The 12265-nt window shown below is 62.5% G+C and carries 12 protein-coding genes; 7 read left to right on the forward strand and 5 right to left on the reverse strand.

The genetic code is table 11. The annotated features are described in order from the left end of the window. On the reverse strand, nucleotides 1-2156 hold a 2156-nt coding region (locus JWR89_RS00415; protein ID WP_299710353.1), incomplete at its 3' end, for a PBP1A family penicillin-binding protein. 309 nt (nucleotides 2157-2465) lie between these two features. On the opposite strand from JWR89_RS00415, the gene JWR89_RS00420 reads away from it, so the two are divergent. Beyond that, complete coding sequence (locus JWR89_RS00420) at nucleotides 2466-2978, forward strand: YcgN family cysteine cluster protein (RefSeq protein WP_299710335.1); 513 nt, start codon at nucleotides 2466-2468, stop codon at nucleotides 2976-2978. A 21-nt stretch (nucleotides 2979-2999) separates the two neighbouring features. Here the strand turns inward: JWR89_RS00420 and JWR89_RS00425 are convergent, their stop codons facing one another. Continuing rightward, nucleotides 3000-3725, reverse strand: coding sequence for an IclR family transcriptional regulator (locus JWR89_RS00425; RefSeq protein WP_299710337.1), 726 nt, complete (start codon nucleotides 3723-3725; stop codon nucleotides 3000-3002). A gap of 445 nt (nucleotides 3726-4170) precedes the next feature. On the opposite strand from JWR89_RS00425, the gene JWR89_RS00430 reads away from it, so the two are divergent. The 5 genes from JWR89_RS00430 to JWR89_RS00450 all read left to right on the forward strand — a co-directional run bounded on the left by JWR89_RS00430 (nucleotide 4171) and on the right by JWR89_RS00450 (nucleotide 7976). Continuing rightward, entirely contained in the window at nucleotides 4171-5025 is an 855-nt protein-coding gene (locus tag JWR89_RS00430; RefSeq protein ID WP_299710355.1) for a fumarylacetoacetate hydrolase family protein, read from the forward strand. An 11-nt stretch (nucleotides 5026-5036) separates the two neighbouring features. Then, complete coding sequence (locus JWR89_RS00435) at nucleotides 5037-5783, forward strand: SDR family NAD(P)-dependent oxidoreductase (RefSeq protein WP_299710339.1); 747 nt, start codon at nucleotides 5037-5039, stop codon at nucleotides 5781-5783. Nucleotides 5784-5846: 63 nt separating this feature from the next. Continuing rightward, on the forward strand, nucleotides 5847-7172 hold the full coding sequence (locus tag JWR89_RS00440) for an MFS transporter (protein WP_299710341.1): 1326 nt from the start codon (nucleotides 5847-5849) through the stop codon (nucleotides 7170-7172). A 190-nt stretch (nucleotides 7173-7362) separates the two neighbouring features. Further along, nucleotides 7363-7644, forward strand: a complete 282-nt coding sequence (locus JWR89_RS00445) for a type II toxin-antitoxin system RelE/ParE family toxin (protein WP_299710343.1) — start codon at nucleotides 7363-7365, stop codon at nucleotides 7642-7644. Nucleotides 7645-7664: 20 nt separating this feature from the next. Beyond that, nucleotides 7665-7976, forward strand: coding sequence for a HigA family addiction module antitoxin (locus JWR89_RS00450; protein WP_299710345.1), 312 nt, complete (start codon nucleotides 7665-7667; stop codon nucleotides 7974-7976). Between the two features lie 38 nt (nucleotides 7977-8014). On the opposite strand, the gene JWR89_RS00455 is transcribed toward JWR89_RS00450, so the two are convergent. The 3 genes from JWR89_RS00455 to JWR89_RS00465 form a co-directional block, all read right to left on the reverse strand. After that, entirely contained in the window at nucleotides 8015-8809 is a 795-nt protein-coding gene (locus JWR89_RS00455; RefSeq protein WP_299710347.1) for a TSUP family transporter, read from the reverse strand. A 160-nt stretch (nucleotides 8810-8969) separates the two neighbouring features. Continuing rightward, nucleotides 8970-9209 (reverse strand): PilZ domain-containing protein, encoded by a 240-nt coding sequence (locus JWR89_RS00460; protein ID WP_299710349.1) that lies wholly within the window; start codon nucleotides 9207-9209, stop codon nucleotides 8970-8972. Between the two features lie 4 nt (nucleotides 9210-9213). After that, nucleotides 9214-11121 (reverse strand): diguanylate cyclase, encoded by a 1908-nt coding sequence (locus JWR89_RS00465; RefSeq protein WP_299710357.1) that lies wholly within the window; start codon nucleotides 11119-11121, stop codon nucleotides 9214-9216. Nucleotides 11122-11690: 569 nt separating this feature from the next. On the opposite strand from JWR89_RS00465, the gene JWR89_RS00470 reads away from it, so the two are divergent. Beyond that, nucleotides 11691-12265 (forward strand): MFS transporter (locus JWR89_RS00470; protein WP_299710351.1); only part of this gene is annotated, 575 nt, incomplete at its 3' end.

Genomic DNA, 12265 nt, shown 5'->3' on the forward strand with positions numbered 1-12265 from the left:
GTCTTGGCGGCTTCGTCCAGCATCTTCTCCACCTGTACCAGGATATCCGCGCCGCGTTTGGTGAGAATGGGGGGTGGGCCGGGCTTGATGTCGGGAGGCTTTGGGCCGCCGTTGGCCGCGACATTTGCGGACGCAGCAGGAGCGGGCAGTTTCTGGCCCATTCCGACGCCGGAAAGCTCCCTGACCTCGACGCCCTGATGAGCGGCGACCATGATGTCGTGCCAGGTCTGCGCCGGCAGCGAACCGCCCGTCATCCGGTTGGTCGGCGAATAGTCGTCATTGCCGTACCAGACGGCGCAGGTGAAGTTGCCGGTGTAGCCGACGAACCAGGCGTCGCGATAGGCGTTGGTGGTCCCGGTCTTGCCGGCGGTGGGAATGCCGTCGAGCGCGGCGCGACGCGCCGTGCCTTCGGACACGACGTGACTCATCATGCCCGCCATGTCGGAAGCGACTGAAGCGGGGATCGCCTGCAGCGGTTGCTTGCCGTCGCGGTCGAAGCGCCACACCGGATCGCCGGCGCCGGTGCGCACTTCGAGAATGGCATGCGGCGTTACCGACTTGCCCTTGTTGGGAAAGGTGACGTAGGCGACGGCGTGTTCGAGTACGCTGACTTCCGCCGAGCCGATCGGCAACGATGGCGTATCGAGCAGCGGGGCCTTGATGCCGAAGCGGCGCGCCACTTCGACGATCTTGGCGCGGCCGGCTTTTGCGGGATTCGGCGACTTGCCGCCGAGCGCGATGGAGATCTTCACCGGCACCACGTTGATGGAGTGGGTGATCGCCTGGGTCAGCGTGACGTTGCCGGAATACGAGTGGCCGTAGTTTTGCGGGCACCAGTTGCCGATGCATACCGGGCCGTCATTGATGATCGAGGTCGGCTTGAAGCCGTTGAGCAGCGCCGTGGTGTAGACGTAAGGCTTGAACGACGAGCCGGGCTGCCGCATCGCATCGACCGCGCGGTTGAACTGGCTGGCGCCGTAGTCGCGGCCGCCGACCATGGCGCGGACGCCGCCGTCGAGATCGGACACCACGGTGGCGGCCTGCGTCGCGTGGTAGTCGCGGCCGAACTGGCGCAACTGGTTCTCGATCGCAGCGTCGGCGGCGTGCTGCACATTCATGTCGATGGCGGTGCGCACCACGAAGACGCGCTCGGAATAGGATTTTGGAAACGTATCGACGAGGCGGCGCATCTCGTCGAACGCCCAGTCGAGATAGTAGTTCGGCGAACTCTCCTGGCGACGGTCCACCGCGACGGCCGGGTTGCGCCGCGCGCCGAACACCTGGCCCTCGGTCATGAAACCGGCATCGACGAGGTTGTCGAGCACCTGGTTGGCGCGCGCGCGCGCCGCGGGCAGGTTGATGTGCGGCGCGTATTTGGTCGGCGCCTTGAACAGGCCGGCGAGCATCGCGGCTTCCGCAAGGTTCACGTCGCGGGCCGACTTGTTGAAGTAGAAGTGGGCTGCGCCATCGACGCCGAAGGTGCCGCCGCCCATATAAGCGCGGTCGAGATAGAGCTTCAGAATTTCGTTCTTGGTGAGCCGGGTCTCCAGCCAGATCGCCAGAAAGGCTTCGTTGACCTTGCGCTCGATGGTGCGCTCGTTGGACAGGAACAGGTTCTTGGCGAGCTGCTGCGTCAGCGACGAGCCGCCCTGGCGCACGCCGCCGGCCTGCGCATTGGTCACCAGCGCGCGCGCGGTGCCGGCGATGTCGATGCCGAAGTGATCGTAGAAGCGACGGTCTTCGGTGGCGAGCGTCGCCTTGATCAGATTGTCCGGAAAGTCTTCCAGCGGAATCGAGTCGTTGTGCTTGATGCCGCGGCTGCCGATCGGATTGCCGTAGCGATCCAGAAATGTGACGGCGAGATCGGATTTCTTCAGCCAGTCGTCATCGGAAGTTTCGCGAAACGCCGGCTGCGCCAGCGCGAGCATCAGGATCAGACCGCCCAGACCGATGGTGGCCATTTCCGACAGCGGTTCGATGAATACCCAGCGCTTCCAGCGGCCGACATAGAAGCGGTCCATGAAGGTGGAGAAGCGTTCCCACAATTCGCGGGTGCCGCGGCCGGAGGAGAACAGCGTCGAGTCGATGCGCGCATCGAAGTCCAGCAGGAAATGCTGGAGCTTCTTCTTCCACGAAGAGGGTACGATCTGGCGCACCGGGGCCCTTGGTTGGTTTGCAGCGCTCAAGCGCCACCCCAAGAGGGCACCGCCGGGACGTCATGCTGGACTGTTGCGGCAATCCCAAGGCATGCGGCCGATGCCGCTTTTTCGCCTCAAGAACTGACTCGTCCAGTTCTAGCCGAGCGGCACCCACAAACCAATGGCAATGCTCGACTTTCGCAGGGGAAGGCTAACGCAGCCGCGGGTTTTGCCACCATGTTGCCGCAAGACCGCGATGGCGCTTGCGGAACTGGCCTCAGAACCCATAGAAGGGCGCTTCACCCCCGTCCGGATTGAACCCACGGCATGACCACGCGTCCTCCGAAACCCTCACCGCAAGAGGGAATGTTCTGGAAAACCAAGACGTTGGAACAGATGTCCGGCGCCGAATGGGAAAGCCTGTGCGACGGCTGCGCGCGCTGCTGCCTGGAAAAGCTCGAAGACGAAGATACCGGCAAGATTTATTATACCCATGTATCCTGCAAATTGCTCGATGCCGGACTCTGCGCCTGCAAGGACTATCCGAACCGTTCCGACCAGGTTCCCGATTGCGTGCGGCTGACTCCGGACAACGTCCGCACCCTGAACTGGCTGCCGCCGAGCTGCGGCTACAAGCTCGCCGCCGAGGGCCGCGACCTGTACTGGTGGCACCCGCTGATCTCGGGCAGCGCGCAGACCGTGCATGAAGCCGGCGTGTCGGTTCGCGGTCGGGTGCAGGGCACCGAAGCCACCGTGCCCGACGAAGAGCTGCAGGACCACATCGTGACCTGGCCCGGCGTGCTGCCGCGCAGGGCGCAGTTGAAGAAGCGACCGGTGTAGGGACTGCAGGTCTGTATCGGCCTATGACTGCCATCCAAGCGCGCGGCTGATGGCGATGGATGTAGCCCGCACGTCGTGGGTGAGTGCCTGCATGCGCTCCGGCTGCATGTACTGGGCGATACTTGATACGCTGAGGGCGGCGACGATGACGCCGCTGGCGTCGCGGATTGGTGCGGCCACGCAACGCAACTCCGGCGCGCTCTCTTCCAGGTCGAAGGTCACGCCTACCTGCGCGTAGGACCGCATCCGCTCCAGCCATTGCTGCCGCGCTTTTGCGGATGGTCGTGCGCCACCGGCGCTGGCCATGTCGAAGAACGACTTCCATTCCGCCTCGGACATGTCGAGTACCAACGCCTTGCCGAGTCCCGTCGACCAAACCGGATGGCGGTCGCCGATGGTGGAGCGGATTTCGAAGCGGCGCTGGCCGGGCACCTTGTCCAGATACAGCACGACGCCATCATCGAGGATGCCGAGCTGCACCGTGTCCTGGGTGCGTTCTGCCAGCCGGACGAGATGGGCATGCGCGACCTGGCGCAGCGGCATGTTGCGCTGCGCCTGAAAACCAAGCTCGAGCAGCTTCGGTCCAAGACTGTAGCCGCCGCGCGGCGCGAAATTAAGATAGCGCCGATCGACAAGGGCCGATGCCAGACGGTGGGTGGTGGTGCGGGTGGTGCCGAGCTTTGCCGACAATGCGGCCAGGTCCGCAGTCCCGCCGGCAATGGCCTCCAGCACGTCAAGCGCGCGCATCAATGTCTGCGCACCCTGGGTGCCGTTCCGGTCTGGCTGTGGCTTCTGTTGCCGAGCGTTCGTGTCGCCCTTGTTTGCTGATGCGCCGCGGGAAACCTCGGACATCGTTACTTCCTCGCGATCGAGCTGGATGAAATCGTCTTTCGATCGGTCAGCATTATCCGCAATCCCGGCGTCGAGACAGCGTCGGTGACGTGCGGACGGCCTGCATCGTTCGACAGATGGGCTTGACAGCAGCCGGTCGGGCTTATTCTATACCACATATTGTTACTATATCCCATATAATGGGATTCTCAAGAAGAATGATCGGGAGGACGTTTCTACGCTGGCGCTGCATGGCAGGCCGATCGACATCCCCACATCCGTACGACGCGCCATCGCCGGTCGAGAGCCGGCACGGTTCGTCGACATCCACATGACCGAACAACGACTGGATATCCATCAAGTGAAACTGTTGCGCTACGGCCCCGTGGGCCATGAGAAGCCCGGCTTGCTCGACGCCGATCAACGTATCCGTGATCTTTCCGGGCATGTCGCCGATATCAACCCCGGCACGCTGGCCCCGGCCGAGCTCGACCGCCTCGGGCGGATCGATCCCAAATCGCTGCCGCTGGTGGATGGATCGCCGCGTCTCGGGATGCCGGTCGCCCAGGTCGGCAAGTTCATCGCGATCGGTCTCAACTATGCCGATCACGCCGCGGAATCGAACCTCGCGATTCCTGCCGAGCCGGTGGTCTTCACCAAGGCGATCAGTTCGCTGACGGGTCCCAACGACGACGTCATGCTGCCGCTCGACTCGGTCAAGGGCGACTGGGAAGTCGAACTGGGCATCGTCATCGGCCAGCGCGCGAGCTACGTCTCGGAAGCGCAGGCGCTCGATTACGTCGCCGGCTATTGCCTGGTGAATGACGTCAGCGAGCGCGAATACCAGATCGAGCGCGGTGGCACCTGGGACAAGGGCAAGGGCTGCGACACCTTCGGCCCGGTCGGCCCGTGGCTGGTGACATCAGTCGAAGTCGGCGATCCGCAGGCGCTCGACATGTGGCTCGATGTCAACGGCACCCGCATGCAGACCGGCAATACCCGCACCATGATCTTCAACTGCGCCGTGATCGTCAGCTACGTCAGCCGCTTCATGACGCTGATGCCCGGCGACATCATCACCACCGGCACGCCGCCGGGGGTTGGCATGGGCAAGAAGCCCGATCCGGTTTTCCTCAAGGCCGGCGATGTCATGACGCTCGGGATCGACAAGCTCGGAACCCAGCGCCAGCGCGTCGTCGCCTGGACCCGCACCTGAAAGGTTTGACCATGTTGTTCAAGGATCGTTTCAAGGGCCGCAAGGCCATCGTCACCGGCGGCGCTTCCGGCATCGGCCTCGACGTCGCCAAACGGCTTGCGGCCGAGGGTGCTCAGGTCAGCCTGTGGGACCTGACCGATACGCTGCTGCTGCCGGCCAAGACCGCGAGCGGCGCCATCGATACCCAGGTCGTCGACATTGCCGACGCCGATGCGGTGGCGCGGGCGATGGATGCCAGCGTCAAGGCGCTCGGCGGCCTCGACGTGCTGGTGGCGAGCGCCGGCATCACCGGCCCCAACACGACCGTCCGCGACTACCCCGTGGATGCCTGGCAGCGCGTGGTGAATGTCAATCTCAACGGCATATTCTACTGCAACCAGGCGGCCATCCGCGCGATGGAAGCCATCGGCTACGGCCGCATCGTCAACGTCGCCTCGATCGCCGGCAAGGAAGGCAACCCGAACGCCTCCGCCTACAGTGCCTCGAAGGCGGGCGTCATCGGTTTCACCAAGTCGCTCGGCAAGGAAGTCGCAAAGACCGACATCCGCGTCAACTGCGTCACCCCTGCGGCGGTGCGCACGGCGATCTTCGATCAGATGACGCAGGCGCATATCGATTTCATGCTGTCGAAGATTCCGATCGGGCGCTTCGGTGCCATCGAGGAAGTCGCCTCCCTGATCTGCTGGCTCGCCAGCGAGGAAGCCTCGTTCAGCACCGGCGGCGTGTTCGACGTCTCGGGTGGACGCGCGACGTACTGATCGGTGGCGCCGGTCGCGACCGGCGCCGCTCACGCTATCAAATCAAAAAACAGAGGGAATCCCATGACTACAATCGCAGCCACTCCTCCGATCGAAATCGGGGAGGGCATCCGACAGAGCGTGCTCGGCAAGCTTCGCTGGCGCATCGTGTTCTTCTGCTTCGTTCTCTTCATCATCAACTACCTCGATCGTGTGAACGTCGGCTTTGCCGCCATTCACATGAACAAGGATCTCGGGCTGTCGGCCACGGCCTACGGGTTGGGCGCCGGCATCTTCTTCCTCGGCTACATCGCCTTCGAAATTCCCAGCAACATGATCATGCACAAGGTCGGTCCGCGCCGCTGGATCGCCCGCATCATGGTGACCTGGGGCATCGTGTCGTGCTGCATGGCCTTCGTTCAGGGCGAAATCAGCTTCTACGTGGTTCGCTTTCTGCTCGGTCTCGCCGAAGCCGGCTTCGTGCCGGGCGTTTTACTGTATCTGACCTACTGGTTTCCGCAGCGCGACCGCGCCAAGGCGACCGCCGGCTTCATGACCGCGACGGTGCTGTCGACGGTGATCGGCGCGCCGCTGTCGGGATGGATCCTGGCCAGCAACCCGACCTGGTTCGGCCTCGCCGCCTGGCAATGGTTGTTCATTCTCGAGGGCTTCCCCGCTGTCATTGTCGGGGTCGTAACCTTCTTCTACCTGGTCGATCGGCCGCAGACCGATACGCGCTGGCTCGATGCGACCGAGCGCAAATGGCTGATCGACGAACTTGATCGCGAGAACCGCGAGGTCGAAGCCGTCGGCACCCATTCCTTCCGTGCCATCTTCAGCGATTACCGGGTCTGGCTGCTGACCCTGATCTACATGTTCAATGCGATGGCGGTATACGGCGTGGTGTTGTGGCTGCCGCAGATCGTGCGGTCGATCGGCGGCCTCACCGACCTGCAAACCGGATTCGTCACCGCGATCCCGTTCGTCTTCGCCACCTTCGGGCTGGTGTTTGTGGCGCGCAACTCCGACGCCACCGGCGAGCGCAAATGGCACACCGCGCTGTCGGCTTTGCTCGGCGGCCTGTTCCTCGCAGCCAGCGCCTTTGCACCGAGTCCGCTGGTCGGCCTGCTGCTGCTATGCGCCGCTGCCGCCGGCGTGTGGGCAGTGCTTGGCGTATTCTGGAGTCTGCCGACCCTGTTCCTGACCGGGCCGGCGGCCGCCGGCGGCCTCGCCGCCATCAACGGCTTCGCCCAGATCGGCGGTTTCGCCGGGCCCTATCTGGTGGGCTGGATCAAGGACACCACCCAGAGCTTCACGCCTGCGCTGTTGACGCTGGCCGCCGGGCCGATCATCGCCGCTATTCTCTGTCTCGCCATCAAGGTGAAGAAAACGGCTCCCGCGCGGCGCTGAGCGGGTTTGGCGACGAGCGGAGCTGCCGGACAACAGGCCGATGCCTGAGGTCTGGCGGCTTCGCGGCGTGGGATTTTCGGGGATGCCGGGGTAGGCGCGGAAGAAGCGGCCGGCGCAGGCGCGGCAAGTTTGTATCGGTTTATGATACAAAATTCTTGCATGCGTATCGTTCGATGATACAGTAGCGTCCATGATCGTCGGTTTCAGAAATGGCTTGACGAAGGCGGCCTTCGACGGCGAGGCGCTAAAGGGCTTTCCAGCCGATCTGCTGAAGGTCACTCGCCGCAAGCTGAATTATCTGGATGCGGCGATCTCGCTTGAAGACCTTCGATCGCCGCCGGGCAACCGGCTTGAAGCGCTCAAAGGCGATAGGCTCGGGCAGCATTCGATCCGAATCAACGATCAGTTTCGCATCTGCTTCAAGTGGACGATCGAGGGGCCTGCAGATGTTGAATTTGTCGACTATCACTGAAGCCGTGACGGAGAGCTGCGATGATTAAGAAACTTCCGCCAATGCATCCCGGAGAGGTTCTGCGGGAAGAATTTCTGATCCCGCTCAATATGTCGGCGGGCGCTCTGGCCAAGGCATGCGGCATCCCCCGTACCCGGATTGAAAGGCTGGCGAACGAAACCAGCAACATCACCGCCGATACGGCGCTGCGATTGGCCAAGGCGCTCAACACCTCGGCGCAGCTATGGATGAACCTGCAGAATGCGTTCGATGTCCGGACGGCCGAACGGCAGATCGGCAACGAACTGGCGAAGATCAGTTCGGTAAATCCGGCGGCGTCGGCCGCAGCCTGAGACGCGGCGAGTTATCGCTCAACAAGATCAAGTGATCCTCACCGCGCGAACCATCCCACCACCAGCACGCGCAGCGGATTGGCGGGGTCGAGCAGAAGTTTCAGGGTGACGCCGAGCGAGATGATCACCAGCAGCGGCCGGATCACCTTCGGCCCGAAGCGCATCGCGGCGCGCGAGCCGAGCCGGCCGCCGATCATATTGCCGACCGCCATCGCGGCGCCTAGCATCCACAGCACATGGCCGCCGGCCGCCAGCACCGCCATCGACACCACGTTGCTCATCAGGTTGAGCGCCTTGGTGTGCGCGGTGGCGCGGGTCAGTCCCATGCCCATCAGCGTCACCAGGCTGAGCGCAAAGAACGAGCCGGCGCCGGGGCCGAAGAATCCGTCATAAAATCCGATCGAGCCGGCGACCGCGGAGTAGCCGAGCGGCGTCAGGCGCGCGCGTGAATCGATGTCGGCAGCGACCGGCGCCAGCAGGAAGTACAGCGCGATGCCGACCAGCAGGATCGGCAGCACCACCATCAGCCAGCGCGTGTCGACCACCATCAGCGCCAGCCCGCCCATCGCCGCGCCGGCGAGCGCTGCGGCCAGCGGCAGGCGCAGCAGGCGAAAATCGATCCACCCGGCGCGCCAGAACGTGTAGGTCGCCGACGCCGTGCCGACGCAGGCCTGCACCTTGTTGGTGGCAAGCGCCGCCACCGGGCTGATACCGGCTGCCAGCAGCGCCGGAATCACGATCAGCCCGCCGCCGCCGGCAATGGCATCGACGAAGCCGGCCGTGACGGCGGCGAGGCAGAGCAGGGCAACGATGTCGGGGGCAAGGTCGATCACCGGCGCTGCTTAGGCGATGCGCGCGCGGAGGGCTACTGGAAAATAGAACCTGTCGGCGGTGGACCAGCACGCGCAGCGGGTTGGCGGGGCCGAGCAGCGGTGACGTCGAGCGAGGTGCAGCAGGTTGCTTGGTGGTTCTTCGTGTTAGTTCAGTGGATGCTTAGCTGAACGTGACGCCGATCCGGTAGTTTTTGCGCCACACAACATCGCAACGTAAATGCAAGCCGTCGCTTGGCACAACTAGCGCGAACCTTTCGGGTATCCCAACATGGCTGGATATCTCCAGAGCCGCGCCGGTAGCGGACAGGTTGCGGACCACGCAGTCGATGGCGCCGCCGCCGAACTCGATCGTTCCAGCCTTCAAGACGCGGTGGCGGGGGGCGGCTCGAGTTTCGATCATAACGTCACACTACCGCAATCCTTCCGTTGGACAACGTCAGGACGCGCCCTGACATCACCAGCCGGTCGCGCCCCTCATCCTTCGCGACATACAGTGCACGATCCGCGGCTTCGACCAGCGATGAACTTGACGCTTTCGAGTCCTGAAAGGCAGCTATTGCACCGCCGATGCTCACCGTCACCTTTTGCGATGGAAGGCTCAACTCGTGATCGATGCCGAGATCAGCGAGGCAGTCCCGAATCCTGGTTGCTATCAGCTCGCATCCTGCGCGATCGGTGTCCGGCAAAAGCAGAACAAACTCTTCTCCGCCGTATCTTGCCGCGAAGTCGGCGGGTCGTCGAGCCTGCGCGGCCAATACCTGCGCAACGGACTTCAAACAAGCGTCTCCAGCCTGATGTCCGTATCGATCATTGTACTTCTTGAAATGATCGACGTCGATCAACAGCAGTGACAATGCGGTGCCATCGCGTCGCGCTCTTGCCCATTCCCTCTCAAGGTGCTCGTCGAAATGCCGACGATTGGCAATCCCGGTCAGGCCATCCAACGTCGCAAGCGATGCCAGCTTCTGCTCGAGGTCTTTATGCTCGGTCATATCGCGCGAAATCGCCACGACTCCATTTATCTTGTCCGTTCCCAGCTCCCTGGTGACGCGCATCGTCGATTCGATCCACACTTCCGTTTTCTTTCGATGACGGCTGCGATAGACGATCCGGGCGTCTCGTTCCTCGCCTCGCTTCAAGGCTGCGACCGTCGCTTGTACCGCGGGGAGATCTTCCGCATTCACACCCGCCAATGCCGGCGTCCCTATTAGCTGTTCCGGCGACCAACCCACGACCCGGATCGATGACGGCGAAACATATTGAATGCGTTCATCCATTCCGATGCGGGTCACCATGTCGCTGGAGTTTTCTGCAAGCAGACGAAAATCAGCCTCTTGAGCGGCCAGTGCCGAGACAAGCCGCTGCCCACGAACCAGCTGGCGCACCAAAAAGAAACCGATGACGGCTATCAGCAAGGTGAGAGCAACGACGAATATCATGCGGGTGATCGCGTTTTGTCGCCATGTCGCTAGAACCTCGTCTTCTGCCCTGGTCGCCAAAACATTGATCGGGAATCGGTCGCTTTTCCTGTAGAAGCTGAGCCGCGTGACGCCGTCCAGCGGCGATTTGAAATAGTAGACACCGTTGGATGGCGGCGAAGATCGATTGCGCATAAGGGGCGTATCCGACATATCGCGCCCGGCGTAGATGTTGTTGTCCTTACTGCGTGCGAGAATGATCCCGGCGTTGTTTAGCAGTATGATTGCGCCTTTCTCGCCAATATCGAATTCTTTGTAAAACTCAGAGAAATATTCGGAGCCAACCGTTGCGAGTACAAGGCCGCCGAAGCTGCCGTCAGAATGATTGAAACGTCTGGATACGGTCGTAATCCATCCACCGCCCGGGCGGCGTTGAACAGGATTTCCGATCAGCGCATCGCGTGAAGCCGATTGCATATGGTAGCGGAAGTATTCCCGGTCGCTTATATCTGGGCCCGCCAATCCGGATGTCGCCAGGCACAGTCCGTTTTCGTCGTAAATGAAGAGACCGTGAATGCGCTTCAATGCGGACTGGCGAGCCTTGAGAACTTTTTGAAGGCTCGCCATTGCGGCGGGACCGGTACCCTCAAGCTCCAGACGGGTTGCGACGCCGATAATACTTGCATCGAGCAGATCGAAAGTATCCTCGGCATGTTGTGTCAACGAGCGCGCGAGGTTGCTCATCTCGATTTCCGCGGTCTTGAGATCGCTGCTACGAGAGACCCACGCACGCCAGCTGCTGAGGCCGAGAATGCCAATGCAAATCACCGCCACAAAAACTGCGACGCAGATCGGCAAACGCAGGCTCGCGGTTTTTTGGCGGACGGAGTTCATCGCAGCATGAGCCTCTTCGAAGGCAATACAGGTATTGGTCATCTCTCCACCAAACGCGTTAATGCGCTGTGAATTCTCGATTTTATTGATAGGACGGACGCAATGTGAGAATCCCCGCGAGAGGGATTCAGTAACAAAACGAGCCGACGCCGTGAGACGGTCCGGACTGTTTTTGGCCGGCCGTCCTTGTCGGTCCGTTCCCGATCATTTGCGTGTCCCGTGAAGTGGATTTGCTCGCAAAAGATCCAGTCCATCCAGTGAACCCGCCTTCATATGTCAGGAGCAGATCATTGTGCCAGTGGCGAGGAGAGACGCATTTTAAGCGTTGTCGAATGACAGTCGCCCAGGAAATCCTGTCCCGGGCGCGGTGCAGGTGCCGCCCTCACGGCGATGCGGGGGCATCGCCTGATACGGCGCCGCGTCCGGGACAAGTCAAATCTCGCAATGGCGAAGCGCCCTGCGCGGGACGCTCCCATGCAGCCAAACCACTGCTGCTGCATGCGTTTGCATGATAATTTTCTTGGAAATCACCTTTGCGCGGCAGTTGTCGCCTGTCATCCCGAAGTTCCATGAACACGATTGAACGACCGAGCCGGTCCACGGCCGACGCCCCGCCATTGTCCGACGAAATGGCAGCGGAATTGACCCATCTGCCGACGGCGGTGATGGAGGTCGGCGAGGCACTGCCGCCGGTCAAACCGCCACTGTCCCCATCCGAAGTCCGCACCATCCTGATCAGCCTGCTGCTGACGATGTTTCTCGCCGCCCTCGACCAGACCATCGTCGCCACCGCGCTGCCGACCATCGGGCGCCAGTTCGGCGACGTCAGCAACCTGTCCTGGGTGATCACCGCCTACCTGCTGGCCTCGACCGCGGTGGCGCCGGTGTTCGGCACGCTCTCCGACATCTACGGCCGCCGTGCCACCATCATCGCGGCACTGGCGCTGTTCATGGCGGGTTCGGTGATGTGCGCGCTGGCGCCGAATATGCTGGTGCTGATCCTCGGCCGCGGTCTGCAGGGACTCGGCGGCGGCGGCATCCTGCCGATCGTGCAGACGGTAATATCCGACGTGGTGACGCCGCGCGAACGCGGCCAGTACCAGGCCTATTTCAGCAGCGTCTGGGTCGCGGCGGGGATCGGCGG

This window comes from Tardiphaga sp. (assembly GCF_028290785.1).
Classification (GTDB): domain Bacteria; phylum Pseudomonadota; class Alphaproteobacteria; order Rhizobiales; family Xanthobacteraceae; genus Tardiphaga.